The sequence below is a fragment of the Ruegeria sp. H3 genome (genome assembly GCF_056533095.1).
In genome coordinates, this window is record NZ_JBQFOD010000019.1 from 40,362 (window position 1) to 65,236 (window position 24,875).

Below are 24,875 nucleotides of genomic sequence, written 5' to 3' on the forward strand. Positions count from 1 at the left end.
ACGTCTCGCCAGAGACGCATCCCAAAGGGACGGGAGCCTACCCTAGCGATCATCTCCACCCGGGCCGATATCGTCCAGGTAATCTTCGTCAATAGCAGCTTGAACCGCGCCGGTGACCGCCTCACGCTGTTTCGGGCTCAGGTCTTCGACCTCTTTGCCATCGGCCAGTCTGACGGTCACCTCACGATGGGCAAAGCGGATACCTTCACGCGCAAACAGCTCTCGGATGTCCTGGTAGACCTTCTTGCGCACCAGCCACTGATCACCGGGCTTAGTCATGAACTTGACGCGGATGATCATCGCGGAATCCTGCATCTCGATCACGCCCTGCGATTTGAGCGGTTGGATGAAGTTTTCACCAATCACCGGGTCGCTCAGCAGTTCCTGCCCCAGCTTCTTAATCAGCTTGCGTACCTTTTCGACATCAGTGTCATAGGTCACGCGCAAGGGCAGTTTCATGATCACCCAATCACGCGAATAGTTGGTCAGCACTTTGATCTCACCAAATGGGATGGTGTTCAGCGCCCCCAGATGATGCCGCAGCTGGAATGACCGGACCGAGATCTTTTCAACCGTCCCTTTTACGTCCCCAATGTCGATGTATTCCCCTTTGCGGAACGCGTCATCGAGCAGGAAGAAGGCACCCGAGAAGATATCGCGCACCAAGGTTTGCGAGCCAAACCCGACCGCCAGCCCGACAACACCGGCACCAGCGAACAAGGGGCTAACATTGATGCCCAACTCCATCAGTACGATCAGGATAATCGTCACTACGACAACGGCCAGGATCGCCCCACGGAACAGTGGTAGCAGAGTCGCCAGACGGCTTTGCCCGCCTTCGCCACCTTCGTCCCCAAGTTCGGCCTCGGTACCGTCATCGGATTCTTCGGCGATCTTGCTGTCGATCCAGATGCGAAAGAAGTTGAACAGGATGTAACCGATGAACAGGATCACCATGACATCCAGCGCGCGCTCGATGGGCAGGTCTTCGCTCCAACTGGCTTCGGGGTTCCAGATCACGACCAAAGCGTAGATGCCGACTACAAAGGCCAGAATGCCGGCCACACGGCGGGCCAGATCCTCATAAGTAAGGATCACATGCTTGCGTTGCTCAGCTTGCGGCGTGTCGGCATCCTCGTGCGCTGCATCTGCAATGGCATTCTTTTCTTCTATACGCCGGTTGCGATCAAAATAGCGTTCCAGCACATAGTTCATCGCGCCGTATGCGACGACAACTGACATGAAGATCATATAGCTACTGGCAACAATCGGGATTGAATTGTCATTCTCCAGCACCAGATCAACGGCCAGTTTGAACCAGCTGAACATCAAATAGACGATCAGAAATGGCGCCCAGGCGAAAGAAATAAACCTCAAGAGCCATGATACTTGAGCCGGGGCCCGTCCACCTCGGATCGCGTTAGAAATCGCACGCGCATTGAATAGGATCATCAGGATGTTGCCCACGGCACCGACCATGGTCAGCCCGCCATACACCATGGCGTAGACATTGTAGTTCAACCCGAAATCCGCGACCCAGGTTGCAAATAAAACGGCCGAGATATCATAGGTCGCCAGAAGCGAGGCCCAGATATACAGCCGCTTCGCATCCCGGTCCGAAAACGGGGGCAATCGGTATTGGCTCAGAAAGGGTGACAGCACCATCCGCCACAAGTCAGACACCGTGCGCGCCAGGAAAAAGGCGGTGAAGATGGCAGTCACCGTAAACTGGATCGAAATATCTTCGGCCTCGCCAAAGAACAGATAGCCAACGATCAGGGCCATCAACATCGCAAAGATGGTTCCGCCTATCCCCATAAGGAAGCGGAACACCAAGAACGGCATCTTTTCCTTATAGCCTTGCGGGTTTTCCTTGATCCGGGCCACCACCCAGCGTCTGGCGAACCGCTTGCCATAGATTTCGGTGGACAGCCATCGGCCCAACAGCAGGAACAGAACGTTCCAGCCCAGAACCTCGACATAGGTCTGTATCCGCCCGTCCGGGCTGGTCTGGCGCAAGATGTACTGAACTTCGAACACCGAATACGGCAACGCCTCCAGCCGTGATGCGGCGGAATCGCGGAATTTCGAGAACCGCTCCTGCGCTTTCATCAGCTGCGACCCATCAGCCATTGGGTTACCCGAAGCGTCTTCCGATGCCTCTGCCGCAGCACCGGTTGACGTGACGACCTGCCCTGCGCTGTCAATGACAATAACGCTGGCACCGGCCTCACTGGCGGCGCGGATGGCAGCGGCCAAATCGCTTTCACTGGTGGTGTCGGTACTCTCGCTTGATCCAGAGGAATAGCCCGGTATCAACCCGGTTTGCGCGGTTCCGCTGACCGGATAGACCAAGACAAAGGTCATGAACGCAAAAAGCAATCCAGCCAGAACATTATGTTTCATAGGGTCTTACATCCCGATCCAAAGTTTCGGATAAGGTTACAAAAGCGTTCGGTTCAGTTCAAACCATCTTGGCCCAAGGTCCCAAATTTGTGTTAAATTGCGTGATCGGCGCACCGTGACAAGGATTCCTCAAAACCCATTCGGCTGTTGCCAAATCACAATGTTTGGCGCATTTGCAAAGGCGCTTTTCCACCTTTGGCAAGCGCGGCTTAACAATGTAAGGTATGTGGTGCAAACGCGCAGACCATAAGTAAGACCAAAACACAGGCACCAATATGAGCCTCGGCAAAAACACAGTTAACACCGGTCGCGCGCCGCGCATCCTGTTTTACAGCCACGATACTTTTGGGTTGGGGCATCTGCGACGCTCGCGCGCATTGGCTGCAGCGATCACACAGGCTGATCCGACCGCCTCGGCCCTGATCCTGACGGGATCGCCCGTGGCTGGGCGGTTTACCTTCCCGCGCCGCGTCGACCATGTCCGCCTACCCGGCGTCACCAAGCGCGCCGACGGGTCTTATGCCGCGCGCACAATCGGGATGGGGATCGATGAAGTGACCGACCTGCGATCCGGCCTGATCCAGACAGCAGTTCAGCAGTTTAACCCCGATATCCTGATCGTTGACAAGGAACCCACCGGGTTTCGGGGTGAGCTTTTGCCCACGCTTGAATATCTTGAAAACAACTGCGGCACACGGCTGATCCTGGGTCTGCGCGATGTTCTGGATGAACCCGAGGTGCTGGCTGCAGAGTGGGAGCGCAAAGAGGCCATCGCCGCAACCGAACGGTTTTATCATGAAATCTGGGTTTACGGGCTGAACTCAATCTATGATCCAACCAAAGGATTGCCGCTGAGCCGCAGCGCGCAATCCCGTATCCACTACACCGGCTATCTGCGCCGCGATCTGGGCCCGGTTGGTGAACCGCCCGAACAGCCCTATATTCTGATCACACCCGGCGGAGGGGGTGACGGCAAGGCCATGGTCAATCTGGTCCTTTCCGCCTACGAAAAAGATCCCGATCTGTCCCCCCGAGCCATTCTGGTCTACGGCCCGTTCCTGTCGGGTGAGTTGCGAGAAGAGTTTGAAACCCGTGTCGCTGCGCTAAACGGTCGGGTCACTGCCGTTGGCTTTGAATCCCAGATCGAAACCCTGTTTGCCGGGGCGGCCGGGGTTGTGTGCATGGGGGGCTACAACACGTTTTGCGAAGTTCTGTCCTTTGACAAACGTGCCGTTATCGTGCCCCGCACCACTCCTCGTCTAGAACAATGGATCCGGGCCTCGCGCGCCGAAGGTCTGGGGCTTGTGCGCATGCTGGATGAAACCCGCGATGGCCTGACGCCCGACGCGATGATCAAAGCCATCCGCGCGCTGCCGCAGCAATCTTTGCCATCGCAAACCATCCGTGCTGGCCTGCTGGATGGCCTTGACTATGTCACAGCCCGTATTGATGCCCTGCTGACCGGGGAAAAGGAACGAGCCACCGGATGAATGCCAATGCTCCGAAGCTAGCGGTGCTGGTCAAAGGGTGGCCGCGCCTATCCGAGACATTCATCGCGCAGGAACTGGTCGCCCTTCAGGATGCAGGCCACCAGTTTGATATCTGGTCGCTGCGCCACCCCACGGATACCAAGCGTCATCCTTTGCATGACCGCTTTAGCGGTCAGGTGCACTACCTGCCTGAGTATCTGTATGACGAACCCCAACGCGTCTGGGCCGCGCGCGCGACGGCACAGCGCCTGCCCGGTTATGCCGAGGCCTATGACGTCTGGCGCAAGGATCTGCGCCGCGACCTGACCCACAATCGCATTCGCCGCTTTGGTCAGGCCTGTGTTCTGGCCACCGAGCTTCCGGTGGAAACACGTGCGCTTTATGCGCATTTCATGCATACGCCTTCTTCCGTCGCGCGCTATGCCGCCATCATGCGCGGCCTACCGTGGAGCTTTGCCGCCCACGCCAAAGATATCTGGACCTCGCCGGACTGGGAAAAGCGCGAGAAGCTGCACCCAGACACCTATGGTGCAGCCTTTGGAGCGACGTGCACTGCATTTGGTGCCAAACATCTGCGCGGATTGGCCGATACACCAGATCGAGTCGATCTGATCTATCACGGGCTGGATCTGGGCCGGTTCCCTGCGCCGCCAGACCGTCTACCACGACAACCCGATGCGGTCTTCCATATGATGTCGGTTGGCCGGTTGGTTGAGAAAAAAGGGTTTGACCGGCTGATCGCCGCTTTTGCCTTGCTGCCGGATACTCTGAACTGGCGCTGGACCCATATCGGCGGCGGCGGTTTGGGGCCAAGCTTGCGCGATCAGGCCTTGGCTGCCGGTGTTGCAGATCGCATCACCTGGAAAGGGGCCTGTGATCAGCCCGAGGTGATTGCCGCCATGAGGCAGGCAGATTTGTTTGTTCTGCCAAGCCGGATTGCCGAAGATGGCGACCGGGACGGGCTGCCAAATGTCTTGATGGAGGCGGCCTCGCAAAAACTGCCGATCCTGTCGACACCGGTTTCGGCCATTCCCGAGTTCATCGAAACGGGGGTTCATGGCCTCTTGTCCAGCGACGGTCCTGCCGCATTGGCCAGTGCGATTTGTGACCTTGCAGCGCACCCATCCCAAACCGCCCAAATGGCCGAAGCCGCTTATACGCGCCTATTGGCAGAGTTTCGGATGGATCCAGGAATTGCGCGTTTGTCGGCCCGTCTTAAGACCCTGTGCGCGGATGCAGCCTGATGGCGCGGGTCGCGTTCTATGCTCCGATGAAATCGCCCGATAGCCCCAAACCCTCGGGCGATCGCGAGATGGCCCGAAACCTGATGCAGGCAATCGGGGCACAGGGGGATCGCGTTGATCTGATCTCGGACCTGCGCATCTATGACAAGGTCGGAGATGCGGCGAAGCAGCGCGCCCTGCGACAAGCGGCTGAGGTTGAAGCACAGCGGCTGATCTCGGACATGCCTGAAGACATCGACCTTTGGGTGACCTATCACAACTACTACAAGGCGCCCGACCTGTTGGGGCCGGTCGTCGCGCAAGCACTTGGCATTCCTTATGTGCAGTTGGAAAGCACCCGCGCCACAAGTCGCCTGATGGGACCTTGGGCAAGATTTGCGCAAGATGCGCATACAGCCTGCGACGCGGCACAGGTGATTTTCTATCACACGGCCAATGATCTGATCACACTGGAGCGCGAACGCTATGACGACCAGGCGCTGATTGAGCTGCCTCCATTCTTGCCTATGGCGGATCTGCCACCCGCAAGTACTTGCGATGGCCCGATGCTAACCGTTGGGATGATGCGCCATGGGGATAAGCTGTCCTCGTACCGGATTCTGGCCGAGACGCTGTCGCACCTGTCAGGCGATTGGCACCTGAACATCGTGGGTGATGGCCCTGCGCGCCCGGATGTCGAAAACCTGATGGAACCGTTTGAAGGCCATATCACCTTTCTGGGCCAACTCGATCGGGAGGCGCTCCAACGTGTTTACGGCGAGGCCTCGATATTCGTTTGGCCCGGTGTGAACGAAGCCTATGGGATGGTCTATCTGGAAGCGCAAGTCGCTGGCGTACCCGTCGCCGCGCAAGACAGACCCGGTGTGCGGGACGTTCTGGCCCCAGCGGACTACCCGGCTGCTGAGGCGGGGGCAAAAGGATTGGCGCAGCAGATTCAACCTTTGCTGGATGATCCCAAGCGGCGGCGCGCCCTTGGCCAAGCGGCCCGCACGCATGTTGCCACCCGTCACCTGATGCCCAAAGCGACCGAGGTGTTTTGGGCAGCCATACGCCCATTGCTGGAGGTGACGGCATGACCCGATTGGCTCTGCTGCGCCATGGACACACCCACTGGAACCGTGCTGGACGCATTCAGGGGCGCAGTGACATCCCACTGGATGACGATGCCCGTTCAGAACTGGCCGAATATGCCCTGCCAAACGGTTGGGAAGACGCCGAGATATGGTCCAGCCCTTTGGCCCGCGCGCAAGAGACCGCGCTGATACTATCGGGTTGCACCCCTCAGACCTCGCCCGCGTTGACCGAAATGAACTGGGGCCGATGGGAAGGGTTGCGCGGGGTCGATCTGATCGCTGACCCAGACAGCGGGTACCGCCATATCGAGGACTGGGGTTGGGATTATCGCCCACCCGAGGGCGAAAGCCCTGCTGAAGTTTGGGCACGATTGGAATCCTGGCTGTGTAAGCTGAACAAAGACACTATTGCTGTCTGCCACATCGGCATCATGCGCGTCATTCTGGCCCGGGCGTGGGGATGGAATTTTGAAGGCCCAGCGCCCTTTAAGATCAAACGCAATCGGCTCTATATCATTGATATGGCCGATATGACCCCAACCCCGGATCCCGTTCGCCTGATTGCTCGCGGAGTGACCGAATGAATGTGATGATTGTCGTCACCCATCTGTTGGGAACGGGCCATCTGAGCCGTGCGTTGACGCTTGGCCGTGCCTTTGCCGAAGACGGCAGCGACGTGATGATCGTGACCGGCGGGATGCCCGCGCCGCAGTTAAACTCGGACGGCATAACACTGTTTGGCCTGCCCCCGCTACGCTCGGACGGAACAGATTTTATGCGTCTTTTGACAGAGATCGGTGAGGCCGCCGACCCTGCCTATCTGTCGGCGCGTAGTGCGGCCCTTGTTCAGGCTGTACAAAGCTTTCAACCGGATGTTCTGATCACCGAGCTGTTCCCCTTTGGCCGCCGGTCTCTCGCGGCGGAGTTCGAAGCGGGCCTTGCGGCGGCACATGCCTTGCCGAAACGCCCGCTGGTTCTGGCCTCGATCCGGGATATTCTGGCCCCGCCATCCAAACCGACCAAAGCCACCCTTGCCGACGAAATCATCGGTCGTTTTTACGATGGTGTCTTAGTGCATTCAGATGAGAGCATAATCCCGTTATCGGTCAGTTGGCCGATATCCGAACAACTGGCCCAGCACCTGCACTATACGGGTTTTGTTGCGCCTGCCGCGGCGCGACCGCATCCCGAGGCAATTGGAGCCGATGAAATCCTGGTAAGTGCTGGTGGCGGATCGGTGGGGCAGCCGATCTTTCGTGCGGCCATCGAGGCCGCGCGAAAGATGCCCAACAGGCGCTGGCGCCTGTTGGTGGGGGGACGCGATGCGGAAGACCGCATTGAGAAGCTGTCGCAACATGTGGGTGACGCGCTTGTACTACTGGAACCCGTCCGCCCGGATTTTCGCCAGATGCTGCCACACGCAGCAGCCTCGGTCAGCATGTGCGGCTACAACACTGCGCTGGACATCCTGCAATCGGGCACCCCTGCGGTACTCATCCCGTTTGATGACGGCAAAGAGGTTGAACAGGACCTACGCGGTCAAAGCCTGTCAGAATTGCCAGCAATAGAAGTGCTGCGTAGTCAGGCATTGACCGGCGATAGTCTTGCCGAACGGGTCGAACAAGTGATCTTGGAAGGCAGGCGTGCACCCAAGCAAGACGGCCTCGATGGAGCACAGCGCTCAGTCGAGATCACAAAGCATCTTTTGGGGCGGCGCACATGAGGCCGGATTGGAAACCCTTGGAGGACGAGCTTGCGCATTGGCATGCCCAAGGCCTGACGCTGCCCCTATGGTGGCGCGATGATGATGCCACGGTGCAAACACCGCAATTGGCGACACTGAATGCGCTGTCCGAACGCGTTGGATTGCCGGTACATCTGGCCGTTGTCCCCCGGGATGCGAATGCCAGCCTTGCGGGTTTCGTAGCACGCCACGAAAGCCTAATCCCTGTCGTCCATGGCTGGGCACACCAAAACCATGCGCCTGCGGGAGAAAAGAAGTCTGAATTTCGCGCGCATCGCCCGTTACAGGATATCATTGCCGACGCGCAAGCCGGGTTTGTTCGCCTGACGGATCTGTTTCACGACAGGTTGCGCCCCATGTTTGTCCCCCCCTGGAACCGGATCGGGGATGAGGCTGTCGCCCAACTTCCTGCACTTGGGTTCCGAATATTGTCGACAGCAACACCGCGGAAAGCGACCTTTGCGGTCCCTGGACTGGAACAGATCAACACGCATCTGGACCCGATTGACTGGCGGGGCACACGGGGATTGGTCGCACCGGACATTCTGATCGCAAGGATGGCCGCACTACTGCAAGACCGCCGCACGGGTCAGGCCGACAATACAGAGCCCTTCGGCATCCTGACCCACCATCTGGTCCACGACCCAGACATTTGGACCTTTACCGAGGCATTGCTAACAAAACTGCTGGAGGGACCCACGCACCCTTGGGTCGCCTCCGACAGCCCAGAACGGAGTTCCTCCATATGAGCAGATTGGATTCCATGCTGCGCCGACTGACCGCTCAGCGCGACGGGCTGAACTGGGCCGCAGCCCGGATCGCCAACCAAGACGGAGATGTTCTGGACATGGGTCTGGGCAATGGTCGCACCTATGACCACCTGCGGGAAATCATGCCGGATCGGCGCATTTGGGTGATGGATCGCGTGTTGCAATGCCACCCTGACAGTACCCCACCCGAACAGGATTTCTTGCAAGGTGAGGCCGAGCCAATGCTGCAGAAACTGGCAGCCTCGGGCCACAAGATGGCCATGGCACATTACGATTTCGGACGCGGGATCAAGGAAGACGACGTGGCTGAAGCCGCGCACCTCAGCCCGATGATCGCACAGGTCATGCAACCCAATGGGTTGTTGATCTCGGGCCAACCTCTGGTCGGGTTCAACCAGATCGAAGGACCCGAAACCATCGCCCCGGACCGTTATCTGTTTTACACCGCCTGATCAGGCGACCCGCTGCCCGCGCGACCAAACGGCGCTGAGCGCGGGTACATTGCCACGCATGCGGAACCGGATCAGGTCAGCGCGTGCATCTTTGCGCAGCTCACCCCGATCCTGCAGCCCTGCGGCCTGCGCTGGGGTGAGCGTAACGGTCTTGAGGCCGCGCGCCATATCCCCCCACATCTCGCCCAATCGCACTGCCGACAGCAACAGCGCAGATGGCACATAGTCAGACGACATGATGTCCAGATGGCCCAACTCGGCCAGGTCCCGGGCTGCGACGTTCCCAGAATGCGACCCGCCCCGAATGATGTTCGGTGCCCCCATCATCACCTTGATGTCGTGATCATGGCAGGCGCGCGCCGCCTCGACGGTCGTGGGAAACTCGGCCAAGCGGATACCGTGGCCAGCAGAAACCTTCACCTGATCCTCGGTCGTGTCATCATGGCTGGCCAGCACCGCCCCAAAACGACGCGCGGCCTTGACAGTCTCGACCTCATGCTTCTCACCATACGCATCCCGCAGACCCTTCAGTCGCGCCACATGCTGTAGGAACATGTCATCGTCCATGGCATGCTTGCCCTTCACATAAGCCTCAAGCTTCGAGATATCCCGAAACTGGCGTTGCCCCGGCGTGTGATCCATCAGCGAGACCAACCCAACCCGATCTTCCGGGCCGAACTCATCCAGTTCTTCGACCAGGGTTTCCGAGCAGACCTCTGCCCGCAAATGCAGGAAGTGACTGATCTTAAGGGCGTCCTGTTCGCGTAGCTCCCACAGTTCTTGCGACAAACCGCGGGCGTATTTGCCATACCGCGCCGCACCAGATGGGATCGACCCCACCCGCATGGCATCGAACACCGTGGTAATCCCGGTGCTGGCCAACTCGGCGTCATGAGCCAGGATCGCAGCAGCATGAGGCCAGTCCACTTTCGGACGCGGCTGGATATGCCGTTCCAGATTATCCGTGTGCAGCTCGACCAGACCGGGGCAAACATAGTCGCCCTCACAATCAATCGCACCCGCCGGAACCGCAGCCCCGGTGTCGATATCGGCAATATGCTCACCAACGATGCGAATGCTGCCGGTTACGGTCTTATCCGGGAAAACAAGCGTGGCATTGGCAAGGGTCAATTCTTCTGTCATCTGAACTTCACACTGTTTGAGCTATTGGAAGGCCACGCACTAGGAGGCCAATGTGACATTCACGCGATACGCGATCTATTTTGCACCACCCGCCAAGGCGGATTGGACGGTTTTTGCAACCCGCTGGCTGGGTTGGGATATGGAAAGCGGAACGCAGGTCGCACACCCACCGGTCGATGGTGTTGATGTTGCTGCCGTGACCGAGGTGCCCCGCAAATACGGGCTGCACGCGACTATGAAACCCCCGTTTCGCCTGCGCAATGGCCAAAGCTTTGAGGCTTTGCAACAGGCCTGCGAAACGCTGGCGGCCAATCACGCGCCGGTGACTCTGGGTGGGCTTGAAATTGCGCGTCTTGGTCGATTTCTGGCCTTGCGTCCGGTTGGCGATACGGCAGCGCTGAATGCGCTGGCCGCCGCCTGCGTGACAGAGCTTGATAGGTTCCGCGCGCCCGCATCCGAGGCCGAACTGGCGCGTCGCCGTGCCGCCAATCTGACCCCGGAACAGGACGCCCATCTGATCAGATGGGGCTATCCTTACGTGCTGGATGCGTTCCGGTTTCACATCACGCTGAGCGGGAAGTTGGACAAACCCACTCTGGCCGCGACCGAAACTGCGCTTCACACGCATCTGGCTCCGCTTTTGCCAATCCCCTTCCAGATCGACGATCTGGCTTTGATGGGCGAGGCCGAGGACGGGCGATTTCACCTGATCCATCGCTACACGCTTTCCAGTTGAAGTCGGTTCAGGATTTCGCTGACCGTATCGTCCAGCGAGCCCGAATTGTCGATTTCGAACACTCGCTCCAGCCCCTCAGGCAAAGGGGCGCGTGCTCGCCCAAGGCGGCGCGCTTGTTCCACGCTGCTTTCGCGCCCACGCGCCGCAAGACGCTGGGCCAGAACTTCAGCGCTGGCAGTCAGCGAGACCACAACCAAATCCCCGAAGACCTCCTGCGCCTGCACCAGTATGGACCGAGAGAGGTTCACCAATACAGCGCTGCAAGTCTTGCGCTGCTCAGCAATCTGAGACGGCACGCCATATAGCAACCCATGGGCCGACCAATGCAGCGCAAAGGCCCCGTCCAGTATCATCTGTTCGAACAGATCGACCGAAACGCGGTCAAAATCCTCGCCCTCTTCCCCTTCGGGCCGGGTGATCACACGGCGCAAACGCTGAATACCCGGCGCGCGGGCCTCCAGAGCCTCCATCACGCTGTCTTTGCCAACCCCTGAAGGACCGACAACAGCAATGACCGGAGCCAGCGTCATGCGGCTTTCCCAGGGGTGAAGCCCGATACGTCGATCTCGCGGTCACACACCCGCTGACGGGCTTCGATATCGTGGAAGATGCCCACAATCGCCGCGCCGCGCGCTTTTGCCTCTTCGATCAGTGACAAAACCGTTTCGCGGTTCTGCGCATCCAAACTGGCCGTTGGTTCATCCAGTAGCATCGCCGGGTACTCATGCGCGAAACCCCGCGCGATGTTGACCCGCTGCTGCTCGCCACCCGAAAACGTCGTCGGGCTTAGCGCCCAAAGCCGTTCAGGAATGTTCAACCGCTTGAGCAGGCCTGCAGCCTTGTCCAACGCGATCTGCCTGTCATGCCCCAACGCCAACAACGGCTCGGCCACAACCTCCAGCGTCGGGACCCGAGGGACCACCCGCAGAAACTGACTGACATAGCCCAGCGTCTCGCGCCGCAGTGCAAGAATCTCGCGCGGCTCAGCCTGTGCAACATCCAGACCGCCGACCAGCACCTTACCCGAGGCCGCCAGATAATTCCCGTAGATCACCCGCATCAACGTGGATTTCCCCGCGCCCGAGGCCCCGGTCAGCGCGACGCATTCCCCCGCACTGACCTTTAAGGAGGCCCCTTCCATAACCGGGATAACCGCGCTGCCCTGATTGTGCAGGGTAAAGCTCTTGCTTACGTCATTCAGCTCAATCATAGCTTCATCTTTTCCCAACTATTCAAACCTGCAGAACGCTGGAGACCAGCAGCTGCGTATAGGCATGTTGCGGATCGTCCAGCACCTGATCGGTCAACCCGGCCTCGACCACATGGCCGTCTTTCATGACCATCAACCGGTCCGCCAGCAGACGCACAACGGCCAGATCATGGGTGACGATGATGGCGCTCAGCCCCATTTCGCGCACCAACCCGCGCAACAGGTCCAACAGGCGTGCCTGAACCGACACATCCAGCCCGCCGGTGGGTTCGTCCATGAACACCAGCCGGGGGCCTGTGACCAGATTGCGCGCGATCTGCAAACGTTGTTGCATCCCGCCCGAAAACGCCGTGGGCCGGTCATCAACGCGTGCCTCGCTGATCTCGACCCGACCCAACCAGTCGATCGCCTTGTCGCGGATGTCGCCATAGTGACGATCGCCGACCGCCATCAGGCGCTCGCCGATATTGCCACCCGCACTGACCGACATCCGCAACCCGTCGCGTGCATGCTGATGAACAAAGGCCCAATCGGTGCGGCTGAGCATCCGGCGCTCGGGTTCCGACATAGTCACGGTGTCCACCGGACCATCTGCACGAGTATCAAAAACCACTTGACCGGCATCCGGCTCCAGGTGACCGGCCAAGCAGTTCAAAAGGGTCGATTTGCCCGAGCCGCTTTCGCCCACGATCCCCATCACTTCGCCCGGATAGAGATCAAAGCTTACATCCGCGCATCCGATCCGCGCGCCATAGTGTTTCTGAATATCTTTGACTTGCAACAAGGGGGTCATGCCGCGTTCTCCTTGGTCATTGGACCACATGGCCCGCCTCGCGGCGCGACCGGCAGTAATCAGTGTCCGAGCAGACAAACATGCGATTACCTGCGTCATCCGTAATGACCTCATCCAAATAACTGTCCGCGGCCCCGCACAGATCGCAACAATGATCGGCCTTGGTTGCCTCGAACGGGTAATCCTCGAAATCAAGGCTGACGACTTTGGTATGCGGCGGTACCGCGTAAATCCGTTGCTCGCGTCCCGCGCCAAACAGCTGGATCGCGTCCATCTCAAGCTTGGGGTTGTCGAACTTCGGAATCGGGGACGGATCCATCACATACCGTTCCGACACTTTCACCGGATAGGCGTATGAGGTCGAAATAGCGCCGTGCTGGCTGATATCTTCATACAGCTTCACATGCATTAGCCCGTATTCCTCTAGGCTGTGCATCTTGCGTGTCTCAGTCTCGCGCGGTTCCAGAAAACGCAGAGGTTCCGGGATCGGCACCTGATAGACCAATATCTGATCTTCGGTCAGCTTCGCCTCGGGGATGCGGTGGCGGGTCTGGATAACAGTCGCCTTGTCCGTTTCTTCCGTGGTTGTCACACCTGCGGTGTTTTCAAAGAACTTACGGATCGAAACCGCATTGGTGGTGTCATCCGCGCCCTGATCGATCACCTTGAACGTATCATCCGGCGTCAGCGTCGCGGCCGAGACCTGCACCCCGCCTGTGCCCCAACCATAGGGCATCGGCATCTCGCGGCTGGCGAATGGCACTTGGTAGCCTGGAACTGCCAACCCTTTGAGAATGGCGCGGCGGATCATCCGCTTGGTCTGTTCGTCCAGATAGGCGAAATTATACTCGCTCATAAGAACCCTCTTTCGGTTAGCGCGATGTCCAGCGCTTTTGGCGTGGTAAAATGGATACCGTCCATGCCGACTGCCTTTGCGCCTTCGACATTGTGCAACCCGTCATCAATGAAAACGCAGTCTTCTGGCGCGACTCCCGCACGATCACATAGCATGTGGTAAATACGGGCATCCGGCTTCATCACACCTTCTTGCCCAGACACGACCAGAGTGCCGAAGACCTCACCCAAACGTGGGTGGACCTTCAGACCTTCGGGCCAGGTTTCAGCAGACCAATTGGTGATGGCGTGGACTGGTGTTCCTTGAACCTTCAATCGGTCCAACACGTCCCACGTTCCATGGATCGCGTTTTCTACCGTCCGGGCGTAAAGCGAAACATAGTCTACAAACAGGTTTTGATCTTGCGGGTCTTCTAACTCTTGCGCCAGATCCGCAAACTGCTCACCATTGTCCGCACGCGCGTTCTTTTCCCGAAAACCCGTTCTTTCGATAAACGCATGAGCAGCCTCTTCTGAACCCAGCGCTTCGGCCCAAGCCAATTGCGGCTGCCAATCAATCAGCACACCGCCAATATCAAAAACGACCGCCTTCATTCCGCGGCCTCCCTGGGCGCAATCCGCTCTTCGGCCTCGCGGCGCAGTTTGCGGACCAATTCCAGTTCGGACTGGAAATCCACGTAATGCGGCAGCTTGATATGTTCCAAGAACCCGGTCGCCTGAGTGTTGTCCGAATGGCTCAGAACAAACTCTTCGTCTTGCGCCGCAGCACCAACAAAATCCTCGCCCAGTTCTTTCCAGCGCAGCGCGCGATCAACCAAGGCCATCGAGATGGATTTCCGTTCCGATTGCCCGAACACCAAACCATAGCCGCGCGTGAATTGCGGCGGTTCGGTTTTCGAGCCTTTGAACTGGTTCACTGTTTCACATTCGGTCAGCTCAACCTCGCCAATGTCGATGGCAAAACCCAATTCGGGGATATCCATCTCAACCGCGACCTTGCCAATCCGCAGCTCGCCGACAAAGGCGTGGTTCCGGGCATAGCCGCGCTGGGTTGAGTAAGCCATACCCAGTACGAACCCTTCATCCCCACGTGTCAGCGATTGCAAGCGCAAAGGTCGGTTCGATGGGAACTCCAGTGGTTCGCGCGTCAGATCACCGGGTGTTTCATCACTGGCAATTTCGTCCTGAATGATGTCCTCACCCTTGAGGAATTCAGTGATATGCGGCGTGTGTTCGGTGCGTGCCGCCCCTTCCGGCGCGGCGGGCACCTCTCCGTCAGCGGCCAGTTTGAAATCAAGCAGGCGATGGGTGTAGTCGAAAGTCGGGCCCAGAACCTGCCCGCCGGGCGCATCCTTGAATGTGGCCGAGATCCGTCGGTCACAGTCCATCTGCCCCGTATCAACCGGGTTCGAATACCCAAAGCGCGGCAAGGTCGTGCGATAGGCGCGGATCAGGAAGATCGCTTCGATCAGATCGCCACGCGCCTGTTTGATCGCCAATGCGGCCAGATCGGGATCATACAGAGAGCCCTCGGCCATGACCCGGTTTACCGCAAGGCTCAACTGCTCGCGGATTTGCGCAAGGCTCAGTTCGGCCACGTCGGCTGATCCACGCCGTTCCTCGGCCAGCCAGGCATGGGCGTTTTCAATCGCTTTTTCGCCACCTTTGACAGCTACATACATGGCTTAGCCTCCTACCGTGATCTGCGTGCTGCGCGGCAGGGCCGCAACCTGATCACCGCAGGTCAGAAAGAAATCACACCCCAACGGGTAGAGCGCCGCGTTAGCTTGCAAAACAGCCACATCCGGTAGTGACAGTTGGGTGACATCCTTGATGCCTGGCCCAGACAGAACCGCACCTGACGCCTGCAGGTCATCGCACTCCACGATCAACGTGGTCGAGCGGTCGGGGTATTCCGGCGTTCCAATACGATACGCATTGAGGGGCCCCAAATCCTGCCAGGTTCCAACGGCAAAATCCGCCTCAGACGCGGCAACCAAAGGCGCCCCAGTGTGAAAGGTCAGCCACTTGCGCACGGCGTCGGTGTCGACTGCCCCGGCCAGGTACAGATTGGTTTCTGGGTCGCAAAGCGTCAGCAGCAGGGTCGCCGCCGCAACCGACAAGGGCGCCGGAGGAACAGCGCCGGTCAGGCTGCGAATCTCACCGGGTCGGGCGACGACTGTCATAGCTGCGCGGAAGGCATGTGCCGCCTGGATTGGGGCGTTATCAAAACCGCCCGAAAACTGTGCTTGTTCCACCATCAGTCTTCCCCCCGCACCATCGTGAAAAATTCGACCTTCGTCGCCGCCGCCTTTGCCGCGCGGGCCGTTTTCGACGCTTGCATCTGCTGTTTAAGCGGTTCCAAAAGCTCTGACCTCAAGGTCCCCGCCGCAGGGGTCTGCATCATCGCGTCAATCAGCGCCGCAGCTTCGGCCTTAGGCTTTGATCGCCCCTGCACATAGCCGTGCCCAACGGTGCCATCGTCCAGAACAACGGAACAGCGGGTAACAGTCATTTCACCCAGATTGAACGGTGCGCCAGTGCTGCCCGCGCGACCACGAACCATGACGCCGCCGACTTCAGGACGGCGCAGCCAGTCAAAATGTGGACGGTCGGAAAGCCCATTCCACAGCGCAAGCATCGCCTCTTCTGGTGCGCGCGCCAGAAGGCCCATCCATTCTCGCCGTGCGGCAGTCTCAATTTCTGTCTGATATGTCATCAAAGCCTCTTGGCGGGGTTGTCTACATATACTATACAACTAGACAAATACTACCCTGCAGGGATCTGCACTGCAATCGAAACTCTGTGAATATTTGATGACATGAGCAAAACACCGATCTGGAAAAGCATCTCGCTCAGCCTGACCTCTGACATAGCTGAAGGGCGGTACCAAACCGGGGATCGCATACCGACCGAGGCGCAGCTGGCCGCAAAACATGGCGTCAACCGTCATACGGTGCGGCGGGCATTGTCAGATATGGCAGAACAGGGCCTGGTTCACGCGCGCCGCGGCGCAGGTGTGTTCGTGGCAGCCCGCCCAACCGATTATCCCATCGGCAAGCGTGTTCGGTACCACAAGAACATATCGGCCAGCGGCAAGATACCCGGCAAACAGATTCTCTCGCTGACAACCCGCACCGCAGATGAGGCCGAAGCTGATGCACTTCAGCTAAACAGTGGCGACCCCGTGCACGTCTATGATGGATTATCCTTGGCGGATGGGCAGCCGATTGGACTGTTTCAAAGTGTTTTCCCGGCCCTGCGATTTCCCGATCTCTTGAAAGCTCTGGAAGACACGCAATCCGTCACAAAGGCGCTGCAGACCTGTGGTGTATCCGATTACACCCGAATATCGACTAGGCTGACCGCGCGGGCGGCAACGGCAACTCAAGCTCTGCATCTGCATCTCAGCGAAGGGGCCCCGGTGCTGTTTTCTACCGGGATCAACGCAGACCCCGATGGCAATCCAGTGGAATATGGCCGGACCGTTTTTGCCGGTGAGCGCGTGACCTTGACCCTGAATGAGGATTGAACCGGCGGGGCTCCCGCCTGTCTTCGATCTCCTGACGGAGATCTCATCCCGTTGGGCGTAGCGCCGCGCATAGCGCGGCGCTACGCCCAAGGCCGCCAAGGGGGATCGGCGGAGCCGATGCTCCTGCGGGCGCGGGAGCCTTCACCTTTGCTATTCGTATTTTTCCAAAAACGCCTCAGCATTTAGCGCGCGAAAATCCGGCAACGCCATGCGAAGGCGAGCATTGTCCCAATCCCACCAGGCCAAGGCCATCATCCGTTCGGCTACGTTGACGGAAAAGCGGCGGCGTATCTCAGTCGCTGTGACGCCTCCGACGATGGAAAAGGGTGCAACATCTTTTGTGACCACGGCCCCCGCAGCCACAACCGCTCCGTGGCCAATTGTCAACTCGGGTTTGATCATGGCACCATGGCCAATCCATGTGTCATGGCCAATCCGAGCAGTACGGCTGGCCCGATGGGCGAACCAGTCGGCATCATCTTCTTCGTCGTCCCAATAGCTCGCCGATCGATATAGAAAATGATGCAGCGACGCTTTCTCCATGGGGTGATCTGTTGCCCCGATGCGCGTGAAACTGGCGATATTGGCAAATTTGCCGATCTCGGCATTGGCGATGTCGCAAGTTCGGTCACAATACGAGTAGTCACCCCAGACCGAATTTGCGACACGGCTACCCGCGCCGATCTCGACATATTCACCAAACTGACAGTTGGTGATCTGACAATCAGGGTGAATGAACGGCTGATCTGCACGCAGTCTTGGCATGGTCTGGTCCAATTATCCTGTCAGGGCAAAAGGAAGGGTTTACGTTTAGAATCACGCGGCTTTCGCGTCTTCCCGGTCTCTCCCTGGATCAATCGACGGCGTAGCCAGCCCGAGAACCAATCCATCAGCATCACCATCAGAATAATCAGGACGATGTAGTAGGCGACCTCTTCCCAGTCCTTTTGCGTGATGATCGCTTGGGTCAGCAACAGGCCGATACCCCCACCGGTAATAGCACCGATTACGGTGGCGCTGCGGGTGTTGGATTCGAGGAAATATAAAAGCTGGCTTAGCAAAACAGGCGTGATCTGAGGGATAACTCCAAAACGATAACGCTGCGTGGCGTTGGCCCCGGTCGATTGCACGCCTTCGATTTGTTTCTGGTCCACATTCTCCAACGCTTCTGAGAAGATCTTGCCGAAGGTGCCTGTATCCGTCACCAGCATAGCCAAAGCCCCGGTTAACGGGCCGGGACCAAAGGCGCGGGCCAGCACAACGGTCCAGATCAACGCATCCACACCCCGTACGAAGTCAAAGATACGGCGGGTGAAAAACCGGACGGATTTCAGCGGGTTGAAGTTACGCGTGGCCAGGAACGCCAGCGGCAACGCCACGATGGCCGCACCGAACGTGCCCAGAAACGCCATCAGGATGGTTTCAAAAATCGCCCAAGCCACGTCCTGGTGCCGCCACATCTTATTGGTCCAGAAATCGTTGAAGATGGCCCCCGCCTCACCCGAAGCAGCACGTCCGGCGAGCTCGGAGAAAGACTGACCATAATACGGGCTGTCCAGCGTGAACCAGAACAGCTCCCAACCGTTGAAGTACCGGAATACTTCGGCGCGGTTTCGGGTCACCGTCAGGCGGCCCGCATCCGTGGTGATGGCCATCCGGTTTTTCGAAACATTGATCCACTCGGGCACATCTCCTGCAGGCAATTCAGCCTGCACCCCGGCGGTGCGCGTCGGGGTGGCGCGCACGGTGCCATAGCCGGGAATGTCATATTCAATCGTTTCCGGACCGAACCGGACAACATGCCCGTCTTCCAGATCGATCACGGTTGTTTCGCCCAGCACTACCCAATCTGGGGCTTCACCTTCGGGATAGGCGCCCTTGCGTTCGCCCTCGATGGCGGCTGAGACCTCACCGGTGCGATTGTCCCGCTCGATATGGGTTTTGTAGCTGTAACTGTCTGCAACCAGCGTTTTGCCGTTCTCCAGATTGGCGCGGGCCGCCAGACCCGGCACGTCAAAGGCGAAGAACACATAGGTCAGATAGACCAGAACCAGTACGGGCAGGCCGAAATTCATCAGGCGCTTGCGACTGAACAGGCGGTCCGCCTCGGCCTTCAGTTCATCAATCGACAGATCGGTTGCGAAGGTGCTCATACAGAGGCTCCTTTTTCCGACCCGTGGGTCAGGCGATCGCGCAGCACACCTGAGATCTGGTCCACAACGACGATAGTGACAAAGAGAAGAAGGAAGATGGCCGCCGCTTCATCATAGCGCCCCTGCCCCCAGGACATCGAGTTCCTCAGCTCATAACCCAAACCGCCCGCCCCGACGAAACCCAGAATGGCCGACGCGCGGATGTTGATCTCGAACCGCAGCAGCGCATAGCTGACGTAGTTCGGGCCGACCTGCGGGATGACACCCAAATACATGCGCTGTGACCAATTGGCTCCGGCTGAGTGCAGCCCTTCAACTGGCTTTAGTGAGGCGTTTTCGTTCACTTCCGAGAACAATTTGCCCAGTGCCCCGGCCGTATGGATCGCAATCGCGATCATCGCTGGAACCGGGCCGCCGCCCAGAACAAAGATCAGCACCAAAGCGATGACAATCTCGGGGATCGCGCGACAGATATCGGCAATGCGGCGAAACAGCGGGATAAGTGCGGGCCAAAGCGCCATGCCACGCGTCGACATCAAGGCCAGAAACGTCCCTGCGATGGTCCCGATCAGAGTGGAGGCTGCGGCAATGTTGATCGTCTCGATCAGAGCGGGGAAGAACTCGACCAGATTCTCGGGCATCGACCCGATCTTTTCCCACGCCTCGGACAGAACCTCGGTGGGATAGTCGAAGATACGGCGCCAGCCATCGATAAAGCTGCCTGCGTTGCGGCTGTCTGCGGTGCGGAAACCCGCGGCCATCAGCGCGACAAAAAGGATCAGAAGAATACCACCATAGACCCGCTTGCGCCGTGTCATATCGGAATAGTCGGCCCGAATCTGGTCGACGGTCTGGGACCCTGCAGTCAGGTCTGTCATGGAATGCTCCTGAGTGGAAAACGGGGCCCGGCGGAAACCGGACCCCGAACTTGGAAGATGCAGGCTTAGTTGGACTTCAGCTTGCGTGCTTCGATGATGACTTCGTAGGCTTCATGCGAGATCGGCTCGAACGCCTTGGCTTCGCCCGCCGCAACGCCGTAGAAGCATTCGCGGTCTTTTTCAGCCAGTCCCGCCATCAGGGCAGTCATCTTCTCTTTGACATCCGCAGGCAGTGCGGTGCGCAGAACAACCGGGCCTTCCGGAATCGGCTTGGACTGCCAAATCATGACCATGTCGTTCATGTCGACCAGACCTGCATCAACTGCACGGCGCAGGGCGCCCGAGTTGAAACCGTCTTCCCAGTCGCCCAGACCGTCGGCCCAGGTTACACCGCCGTCAACGTCACCGTTGTTGACCGCTACGATGGTCTGCTCGTGGCCACCCGTGAATTTCACTTCACCAAAATAGTCGCCCGATTCCATGGTCGAACCGGTCGCGGCAGGGATTTCGATCGACGGGATCAGGTAGCCCGAGGTCGAGTTCGGATCACCGAAGCCAAAAGTCTTACCCTTCATGTCTTCCAGCGAGTTGATGCCGCTGTCTTTGCGGGCAAAACCGATCGAGTAGTAGCCGTAACCACCGTCCAGGTTCACTTTGACCAGAACCGGCTCAACTGCTTCGGGGTCGCTCAGATAGGTTTTTGCGTAACCCGACGCACCCAGCCAGGCCATGTCGATGGTGCCGCCCAGCAGGCCCTGGATCACGCCGTCATAGTCGGCGGGGGCGAACAGCTTGGTTTCAACACCCAGAGCTTCTTCGGTGTATTCACGCAGACATTCGTTGTTGTTCAGGCGGTCCTGGGCGTTTTCGCCGCCCAAAATGCCGATGCGGAACTCGCTGATTTCATCAGCCAGGACCGGTGTGGCCAGGGCAGTGGTCGCAGCAAGGGCAGCAATCAGTTTTTTCATCTGTCTCTCTCCAGTTGATGTGCCGGCCTTTCATCAGCCGGTCGATGAAAGGGGGTGGGTGGCTCAGATGGTGGCTTCTGCTTCCATCAGCGCCTTCTGGGTGGCATCCAGAGTCTCGATCTCGGTCGAGGTTGCCTCTTCCGAGAAGCTGGCATCGGCCCCGTAGATCTCGCGGGCGACGCCGGTTGTCAGTTGCTCGGGCAGGCCATCAAAGACGATGCGCCCGTCGCGCATACCGACCACGCGGTCGCAATAGCGGCGCGCAGTGTCCAGCGTGTGCAGGTTGGCAATGACCGTGCGGCCATCTTCTTCGTGGATGCGGCGCAGCGCCTGCATCACGACCTGCGCGTTCATCGGGTCAAGCGAGGCAATCGGCTCATCCGCCAGAATCATCTTGGGGTCCTGCATCAAGGCCCGCGCAATGGCGACGCGCTGCTGCTGTCCGCCCGAAAGCGCTTCGGCCCGCTTTGGCGCGTGCTCGGCGATCCCTAGACGATCCAGAATATCGATGGCGCGATGGATCTCGGCCATTGGGTATAGGTTGAACATGGTGGCTAACGTCGAATGGCGGTTCAGCGTTCCATGCAGCACGTTCGAGACCACATCCATGCGCGGCACTAGATTGAACTGCTGAAAGATCATCGCGCAATCGGCCTGCCAGGCGCGTTTCTCACGGCCGTTCAGTTTCGTGACATCGCGGCCTTCGAACAAAATCTCGCCTTCGGTCGAATCCGTCAGACGGTTGATCATCCGCAACAGGGTCGATTTGCCCGCGCCCGAGCGCCCGATGATGCCAATCATGCACGGCTTATCTACATCCAGCGTTGCCGCATCAACGGCGGTATTCTCGCCGAAGCGCTTGGTCAGTTTCTCGATCCGCAGCACGTGCCACCCCCAATTCATATTGGCGGTCAGCTACAGACAGCACAAAACGGATATGTGTCAGTCTGGTGAAAGTTTTGTAACGGCGCGGACGGCGACGGGGCTATCCTTCTATGACGGCCACGGGTATACGCGACCCCGACTCTTCAGTTGATACGAGACCGCCATGAGCTTTGACCGCACCATCAAGATCGCGCCTTCCATTCTGTCTGCCGATTTCGCCAATTTCGGTGCCGAGATTCAGGCGATCGAGGCTCAGGGCGCCGATTGGGTTCATGTCGACGTGATGGACGGACATTTTGTTCCGAACCTGACTTTCGGTCCCCCGGCGGTAAAAGCCTTCCGACCCCATGTGAAAACGGTGATGGACGTGCACCTGATGATCACACCGGTCGACCCCTATATTCAGGCCTATGCCGATGCAGGCGCTGACATCCTGACCGCCCATGTCGAGGCTGGCCCGCACACGCACCGAACCCTGCAGGCGATCCGTGCCGCTGGCATGAAAGCCGGCGTCGCCTTGAACCCCGGCACCCCGGCGGAAGCGGTTGAGCATCTGCTGGACCTGACTGATCTCGTCTGCGTCATGACCGTGAACCCAGGCTTTGGCGGCCAGAAGTTCATCGACATGACCACAAAGATCCGCAAGCTGCGCCAGATGATCGGCGACCGCCCGATTCATATTGAAATCGACGGTGGCGTTGATCCCCGGACTGCTCCGCTGGTCACTGCGGCCGGTGCCGACGTACTGGTCGCCGGGTCAGCGGTGTTCAAGGGCGGGGCGGTGGATCAGCCTGAGGTCTATGGCGAGAATATCCGGGCAGTACGTGCGGCGGCAGAGGGTGGGCTTTAGCACCTACCTAGTCCTGACGCATGCCTGAAATGATCCGACGCATGAGGTCTAGGAGCTGACGCTGTTCAGAAGCATCAAGCCCCTCAAGCGCCTGAGCGTTGACGCTGTGGGCGGCGTCATATGCATTCTGACGAAGTCTAGCGGCCTTTTCAGTCAACCAAATCAATTGCGCCCGGGCATCAGTTGGGCTTTTGGTTCTCTTGACCAGCCCGTCCCGCTCCATCCGGTTGAGAGTATTTGCAAGGGTCGCCTGCTCGACATCGATCCTGCTGAGCAGGTCCTTTTGCGACACCCCATCTTTCTGCCACAGCTCCAACAGGATCGGGAACTGGCCGACAACGATACCCATTGGTGAGATACGCTGTTGCAGTTCTCTGGCGAACAAACGCGCCATGTGATTGATCAGATATCCGGCTGAGTCTTCTTTTCTGAATTCCATATCAAGCAAATACGCTTGCATAGCATGCTATGCAATATTATATAGCTTGCTATATTAATTCTTGAGAAAGGATCCAGAATGGCACGCATTCTAGAACTCGACAATGTTGCAAGCTTGGCCGATCAGATGGAAACTGACGAAGGCCCAGTTGTATTGATCAACCTCTTCACGGTTGATGCGAAGGACGAAGACGCTCTGTTGGCCGCATGGTCGCACGACGCTGAGTTCATGAAGTCCCAACCAGGATACATCTCGACACAGCTACACAAGGGCATCGCCAATAGCTCAACCTTTGTGAATTACGCCGTTTGGCAAGACGTTCAGAGCTTTCGTCAGGCCTTTACCAACCCTGAATTCCAGCGCCGTATCGCCGATTACCCTGACAGCGCGGTAACGCGTCCGCACCTTTTGCGTAAGCTGGCGGTCGACAATCACTGTGTTGCTTAAGTGAAGGACGATGAGGGACACATGATCAAAACAATCCACCCGATCGCCGGAGTCGTTGGTTTTCTGACGATTCTGACTTTCTGGACATCGACTCTGTATAGTGAACTTTTCACCTCATACGCGACCGTTGCTTTTGTGAAAGCGAGCGTCGTCAAGGGGCTGTATCTGCTTGTACCTGCCATGATAATCGTCGGGGCAACCGGCATGTCGATAGGACGTCGTCGCAAAGATGCGCCGGCTGTGGCAAAGAAGAAGAGAATGCCCATCATCGCAGCCAACGGGCTTCTGATCCTTGTGCCTGCCGCAATCTACCTAAACGCAAAAGCCGGAACCGGAGCGTTTGACACCGGCTTTTACGTTGTGCAGGTCATCGAGTTGATTGCCGGAGCCGCCAATCTGACACTGATGGCGATGAGCATTCGCGACGGTCGGGCGATGACCGCGCGAAGGCGTAAACTACAGAAAAAGTAGATCACACTTCCTGAATATACAAAGGCCGCCCCCTGTGGGACGGCCTTCTTTTGTTCAACCGAGTGGGCTCTCATTGCTCTTTCAGAGCAACTGCCGCCCACCAGTCGGCAGAGCCGACTTACTCAGTGATTTTCGACACAACGCCGGCGCCGACGGTGCGGCCGCCTTCGCGGATCGCGAAGCGCAGGCCCTGCTCCATCGCGATCGGTGCGATCAGCTCAACGCCGAACGACACGTTGTCGCCAGGCATGACCATCTCGGTGCCTTCCGCCAGGGTCACGGTGCCGGTCACGTCAGTTGTACGGAAGTAGAACTGCGGACGGTAGTTCGCGAAGA

General features: G+C 58.4%; 29 protein-coding genes. 12 read left to right on the plus strand and 17 right to left on the minus strand.

What is annotated here, in order from left to right; translation table 11 throughout:
- Positions 1-42: 42 nt before the first annotated feature.
- Entirely contained in the window at positions 43-2,406 is a 2,364-nt protein-coding gene (locus tag ACR0JE_RS17805) for a mechanosensitive ion channel domain-containing protein (RefSeq protein ID WP_480541824.1), read from the minus strand.
- Positions 2,407-2,681: 275 nt separating this feature from the next.
- Between ACR0JE_RS17805 and ACR0JE_RS17810 the strand changes: the two genes are divergently transcribed.
- From ACR0JE_RS17810 to ACR0JE_RS17840, 7 genes are read left to right on the plus strand one after another with little or no spacing between them, the layout of a single operon-like run.
- Positions 2,682-3,896 carry a glycosyltransferase family protein gene (locus tag ACR0JE_RS17810; RefSeq protein WP_480541822.1) on the plus strand — a complete coding sequence of 405 codons (1,215 nt, stop codon included), beginning with the start codon at positions 2,682-2,684 and terminating at the stop codon, positions 3,894-3,896.
- Positions 3,893-5,140 (plus strand): glycosyltransferase, encoded by a 1,248-nt coding sequence (locus ACR0JE_RS17815; protein WP_480865115.1) that lies wholly within the window; start codon positions 3,893-3,895, stop codon positions 5,138-5,140. Before ACR0JE_RS17810 ends, ACR0JE_RS17815 begins: the two co-directional genes overlap by 4 nt.
- The gene (locus ACR0JE_RS17820) at positions 5,140-6,216 is read left to right on the plus strand and encodes a glycosyltransferase family 4 protein (protein ID WP_480865116.1); all 1,077 of its coding nucleotides are present in this window, start codon (positions 5,140-5,142) and stop codon (positions 6,214-6,216) included. The genes ACR0JE_RS17815 and ACR0JE_RS17820 overlap by 1 nt, the downstream gene beginning before the upstream one ends.
- Positions 6,213-6,797, plus strand: coding sequence for a histidine phosphatase family protein (locus ACR0JE_RS17825; protein WP_480865117.1), 585 nt, complete (start codon positions 6,213-6,215; stop codon positions 6,795-6,797). The genes ACR0JE_RS17820 and ACR0JE_RS17825 overlap by 4 nt, the downstream gene beginning before the upstream one ends.
- On the plus strand, positions 6,794-7,936 hold the full coding sequence (locus tag ACR0JE_RS17830) for a glycosyltransferase family protein (protein WP_480865118.1): 1,143 nt from the start codon (positions 6,794-6,796) through the stop codon (positions 7,934-7,936). The genes ACR0JE_RS17825 and ACR0JE_RS17830 overlap by 4 nt, the downstream gene beginning before the upstream one ends.
- Complete coding sequence (locus ACR0JE_RS17835; protein WP_480865119.1) at positions 7,933-8,706, plus strand: polysaccharide deacetylase family protein; 774 nt, start codon at positions 7,933-7,935, stop codon at positions 8,704-8,706. Before ACR0JE_RS17830 ends, ACR0JE_RS17835 begins: the two co-directional genes overlap by 4 nt.
- Complete coding sequence (locus ACR0JE_RS17840; protein WP_480865120.1) at positions 8,703-9,179, plus strand: class I SAM-dependent methyltransferase; 477 nt, start codon at positions 8,703-8,705, stop codon at positions 9,177-9,179. Before ACR0JE_RS17835 ends, ACR0JE_RS17840 begins: the two co-directional genes overlap by 4 nt.
- On the opposite strand, the gene ACR0JE_RS17845 is transcribed toward ACR0JE_RS17840, so the two are convergent.
- Positions 9,180-10,322 carry an alpha-D-ribose 1-methylphosphonate 5-triphosphate diphosphatase gene (locus ACR0JE_RS17845; RefSeq protein ID WP_480865121.1) on the minus strand — a complete coding sequence of 381 codons (1,143 nt, stop codon included), beginning with the start codon at positions 10,320-10,322 and terminating at the stop codon, positions 9,180-9,182.
- A gap of 52 nt (positions 10,323-10,374) precedes the next feature.
- On the opposite strand from ACR0JE_RS17845, the gene ACR0JE_RS17850 reads away from it, so the two are divergent.
- Complete coding sequence (locus ACR0JE_RS17850; protein ID WP_480865122.1) at positions 10,375-11,058, plus strand: DUF1045 domain-containing protein; 684 nt, start codon at positions 10,375-10,377, stop codon at positions 11,056-11,058.
- On the opposite strand, the gene phnN is transcribed toward ACR0JE_RS17850, so the two are convergent.
- The 8 genes from phnN to phnG are packed head-to-tail and all read right to left on the minus strand — an operon-like array spanning position 11,040 to position 16,635.
- The gene (gene phnN, locus ACR0JE_RS17855) at positions 11,040-11,588 is read right to left on the minus strand and encodes a phosphonate metabolism protein/1,5-bisphosphokinase (PRPP-forming) PhnN (protein WP_480865123.1); all 549 of its coding nucleotides are present in this window, start codon (positions 11,586-11,588) and stop codon (positions 11,040-11,042) included. The two genes, ACR0JE_RS17850 and phnN, sit on opposite strands and share 19 nt — an antisense overlap.
- Positions 11,585-12,268 carry a phosphonate C-P lyase system protein PhnL gene (gene phnL / locus ACR0JE_RS17860; RefSeq protein ID WP_480865124.1) on the minus strand — a complete coding sequence of 228 codons (684 nt, stop codon included), beginning with the start codon at positions 12,266-12,268 and terminating at the stop codon, positions 11,585-11,587. The genes phnN and phnL overlap by 4 nt, the downstream gene beginning before the upstream one ends.
- A gap of 22 nt (positions 12,269-12,290) precedes the next feature.
- Complete coding sequence (gene phnK, locus ACR0JE_RS17865) at positions 12,291-13,061, minus strand: phosphonate C-P lyase system protein PhnK (protein WP_480865125.1); 771 nt, start codon at positions 13,059-13,061, stop codon at positions 12,291-12,293.
- Positions 13,062-13,077: 16 nt separating this feature from the next.
- A complete protein-coding gene (locus ACR0JE_RS17870; RefSeq protein WP_480865126.1) occupies positions 13,078-13,917 on the minus strand; it encodes an alpha-D-ribose 1-methylphosphonate 5-phosphate C-P-lyase PhnJ in 840 nt (279 codons plus the stop codon).
- Complete coding sequence (locus ACR0JE_RS17875; protein ID WP_480541798.1) at positions 13,914-14,510, minus strand: HAD family hydrolase; 597 nt, start codon at positions 14,508-14,510, stop codon at positions 13,914-13,916. The genes ACR0JE_RS17870 and ACR0JE_RS17875 overlap by 4 nt, the downstream gene beginning before the upstream one ends.
- Positions 14,507-15,598, minus strand: a complete 1,092-nt coding sequence (locus ACR0JE_RS17880) for a carbon-phosphorus lyase complex subunit (protein ID WP_480865127.1) — start codon at positions 15,596-15,598, stop codon at positions 14,507-14,509. Before ACR0JE_RS17880 ends, ACR0JE_RS17875 begins: the two co-directional genes overlap by 4 nt.
- 3 nt (positions 15,599-15,601) lie before the next feature.
- Positions 15,602-16,177: a phosphonate C-P lyase system protein PhnH gene (phnH, locus tag ACR0JE_RS17885; RefSeq protein WP_480865128.1), complete on the minus strand. Its 576-nt coding sequence runs from the start codon at positions 16,175-16,177 to the stop codon at positions 15,602-15,604.
- Complete coding sequence (gene phnG / locus ACR0JE_RS17890; protein WP_480865129.1) at positions 16,177-16,635, minus strand: phosphonate C-P lyase system protein PhnG; 459 nt, start codon at positions 16,633-16,635, stop codon at positions 16,177-16,179. Before phnG ends, phnH begins: the two co-directional genes overlap by 1 nt.
- Before the next feature lie 102 nt (positions 16,636-16,737).
- Between phnG and phnF the strand changes: the two genes are divergently transcribed.
- Positions 16,738-17,448, plus strand: a complete 711-nt coding sequence (gene phnF / locus ACR0JE_RS17895) for a phosphonate metabolism transcriptional regulator PhnF (protein WP_480865130.1) — start codon at positions 16,738-16,740, stop codon at positions 17,446-17,448.
- A gap of 150 nt (positions 17,449-17,598) precedes the next feature.
- Here the strand turns inward: phnF and ACR0JE_RS17900 are convergent, their stop codons facing one another.
- The 5 genes from ACR0JE_RS17900 to phnC form a co-directional block, all read right to left on the minus strand.
- Positions 17,599-18,213, minus strand: coding sequence for an LbetaH domain-containing protein (locus ACR0JE_RS17900; RefSeq protein WP_480865131.1), 615 nt, complete (start codon positions 18,211-18,213; stop codon positions 17,599-17,601).
- A 20-nt stretch (positions 18,214-18,233) separates the two neighbouring features.
- Entirely contained in the window at positions 18,234-19,601 is a 1,368-nt protein-coding gene (phnE, locus tag ACR0JE_RS17905) for a phosphonate ABC transporter, permease protein PhnE (RefSeq protein ID WP_480865132.1), read from the minus strand.
- The gene (gene phnE, locus ACR0JE_RS17910) at positions 19,598-20,479 is read right to left on the minus strand and encodes a phosphonate ABC transporter, permease protein PhnE (protein WP_480865133.1); all 882 of its coding nucleotides are present in this window, start codon (positions 20,477-20,479) and stop codon (positions 19,598-19,600) included. Before phnE (ACR0JE_RS17910) ends, phnE (ACR0JE_RS17905) begins: the two co-directional genes overlap by 4 nt.
- A gap of 65 nt (positions 20,480-20,544) precedes the next feature.
- The gene (gene phnD, locus ACR0JE_RS17915) at positions 20,545-21,447 is read right to left on the minus strand and encodes a phosphonate ABC transporter substrate-binding protein (RefSeq protein WP_480865134.1); all 903 of its coding nucleotides are present in this window, start codon (positions 21,445-21,447) and stop codon (positions 20,545-20,547) included.
- Between the two features lie 63 nt (positions 21,448-21,510).
- A complete protein-coding gene (gene phnC / locus ACR0JE_RS17920) occupies positions 21,511-22,332 on the minus strand; it encodes a phosphonate ABC transporter ATP-binding protein (RefSeq protein ID WP_480865135.1) in 822 nt (273 codons plus the stop codon).
- Between the two features lie 163 nt (positions 22,333-22,495).
- Here phnC and rpe point away from each other — a divergent pair, with 163 nt between their 5' ends.
- Positions 22,496-23,182, plus strand: a complete 687-nt coding sequence (gene rpe / locus ACR0JE_RS17925; protein WP_480865136.1) for a ribulose-phosphate 3-epimerase — start codon at positions 22,496-22,498, stop codon at positions 23,180-23,182.
- Positions 23,183-23,189: 7 nt separating this feature from the next.
- Here rpe and ACR0JE_RS17930 read toward each other — a convergent pair whose 3' ends face one another.
- On the minus strand, positions 23,190-23,642 hold the full coding sequence (locus ACR0JE_RS17930; protein WP_480541777.1) for a MarR family winged helix-turn-helix transcriptional regulator: 453 nt from the start codon (positions 23,640-23,642) through the stop codon (positions 23,190-23,192).
- 57 nt (positions 23,643-23,699) lie between these two features.
- On the opposite strand from ACR0JE_RS17930, the gene ACR0JE_RS17935 reads away from it, so the two are divergent.
- Both ACR0JE_RS17935 and ACR0JE_RS17940 read left to right on the plus strand, forming a co-directional pair.
- A complete protein-coding gene (locus ACR0JE_RS17935) occupies positions 23,700-24,068 on the plus strand; it encodes an antibiotic biosynthesis monooxygenase family protein (RefSeq protein WP_480826587.1) in 369 nt (122 codons plus the stop codon).
- 21 nt (positions 24,069-24,089) lie between these two features.
- Positions 24,090-24,539: a hypothetical protein gene (locus ACR0JE_RS17940; protein WP_480541773.1), complete on the plus strand. Its 450-nt coding sequence runs from the start codon at positions 24,090-24,092 to the stop codon at positions 24,537-24,539.
- A gap of 118 nt (positions 24,540-24,657) precedes the next feature.
- On the opposite strand, the gene ACR0JE_RS17945 is transcribed toward ACR0JE_RS17940, so the two are convergent.
- Positions 24,658-24,875, minus strand: a 218-nt coding sequence (locus ACR0JE_RS17945; protein WP_480865137.1) for an EF-Tu C-terminal domain-related protein, incomplete at its 5' end; no start/stop codon positions are given.

Bases quoted from the DNA above. Each gene is read 5' to 3' on its own strand.
- ACR0JE_RS17805 (WP_480541824.1), bottom strand. From the start codon at position 2,406: ATGAAACATAATGTTCTGGCTGGATTGCTTTTTGCGTTCATGACCTTT.
- ACR0JE_RS17810 (WP_480541822.1), top strand. From the start codon at position 2,682: ATGAGCCTCGGCAAAAACACAGTTAACACCGGTCGCGCGCCGCGCATC.
- ACR0JE_RS17815 (WP_480865115.1), top strand. From the start codon at position 3,893: ATGAATGCCAATGCTCCGAAGCTAGCGGTGCTGGTCAAAGGGTGGCCG.
- ACR0JE_RS17820 (WP_480865116.1), top strand. From the start codon at position 5,140: ATGGCGCGGGTCGCGTTCTATGCTCCGATGAAATCGCCCGATAGCCCC.
- ACR0JE_RS17825 (WP_480865117.1), top strand. From the start codon at position 6,213: ATGACCCGATTGGCTCTGCTGCGCCATGGACACACCCACTGGAACCGT.
- ACR0JE_RS17830 (WP_480865118.1), top strand. From the start codon at position 6,794: ATGAATGTGATGATTGTCGTCACCCATCTGTTGGGAACGGGCCATCTG.
- ACR0JE_RS17835 (WP_480865119.1), top strand. From the start codon at position 7,933: ATGAGGCCGGATTGGAAACCCTTGGAGGACGAGCTTGCGCATTGGCAT.
- ACR0JE_RS17840 (WP_480865120.1), top strand. From the start codon at position 8,703: ATGAGCAGATTGGATTCCATGCTGCGCCGACTGACCGCTCAGCGCGAC.
- ACR0JE_RS17845 (WP_480865121.1), bottom strand. From the start codon at position 10,322: ATGACAGAAGAATTGACCCTTGCCAATGCCACGCTTGTTTTCCCGGAT.
- phnN (WP_480865123.1), bottom strand. From the start codon at position 11,588: ATGACGCTGGCTCCGGTCATTGCTGTTGTCGGTCCTTCAGGGGTTGGC.
- phnL (WP_480865124.1), bottom strand. From the start codon at position 12,268: ATGATTGAGCTGAATGACGTAAGCAAGAGCTTTACCCTGCACAATCAG.
- phnK (WP_480865125.1), bottom strand. From the start codon at position 13,061: ATGACCCCCTTGTTGCAAGTCAAAGATATTCAGAAACACTATGGCGCG.
- ACR0JE_RS17870 (WP_480865126.1), bottom strand. From the start codon at position 13,917: ATGAGCGAGTATAATTTCGCCTATCTGGACGAACAGACCAAGCGGATG.
- ACR0JE_RS17875 (WP_480541798.1), bottom strand. From the start codon at position 14,510: ATGAAGGCGGTCGTTTTTGATATTGGCGGTGTGCTGATTGATTGGCAG.
- ACR0JE_RS17880 (WP_480865127.1), bottom strand. From the start codon at position 15,598: ATGTATGTAGCTGTCAAAGGTGGCGAAAAAGCGATTGAAAACGCCCAT.
- phnH (WP_480865128.1), bottom strand. From the start codon at position 16,177: ATGGTGGAACAAGCACAGTTTTCGGGCGGTTTTGATAACGCCCCAATC.
- phnG (WP_480865129.1), bottom strand. From the start codon at position 16,635: ATGACATATCAGACAGAAATTGAGACTGCCGCACGGCGAGAATGGATG.
- phnF (WP_480865130.1), top strand. From the start codon at position 16,738: ATGAGCAAAACACCGATCTGGAAAAGCATCTCGCTCAGCCTGACCTCT.
- ACR0JE_RS17900 (WP_480865131.1), bottom strand. From the start codon at position 18,213: ATGCCAAGACTGCGTGCAGATCAGCCGTTCATTCACCCTGATTGTCAG.
- phnE (WP_480865132.1), bottom strand. From the start codon at position 19,601: ATGAGCACCTTCGCAACCGATCTGTCGATTGATGAACTGAAGGCCGAG.
- phnE (WP_480865133.1), bottom strand. From the start codon at position 20,479: ATGACAGACCTGACTGCAGGGTCCCAGACCGTCGACCAGATTCGGGCC.
- phnD (WP_480865134.1), bottom strand. From the start codon at position 21,447: ATGAAAAAACTGATTGCTGCCCTTGCTGCGACCACTGCCCTGGCCACA.
- rpe (WP_480865136.1), top strand. From the start codon at position 22,496: ATGAGCTTTGACCGCACCATCAAGATCGCGCCTTCCATTCTGTCTGCC.
- ACR0JE_RS17930 (WP_480541777.1), bottom strand. From the start codon at position 23,642: ATGCAAGCGTATTTGCTTGATATGGAATTCAGAAAAGAAGACTCAGCC.
- ACR0JE_RS17935 (WP_480826587.1), top strand. From the start codon at position 23,700: ATGGCACGCATTCTAGAACTCGACAATGTTGCAAGCTTGGCCGATCAG.
- ACR0JE_RS17940 (WP_480541773.1), top strand. From the start codon at position 24,090: ATGATCAAAACAATCCACCCGATCGCCGGAGTCGTTGGTTTTCTGACG.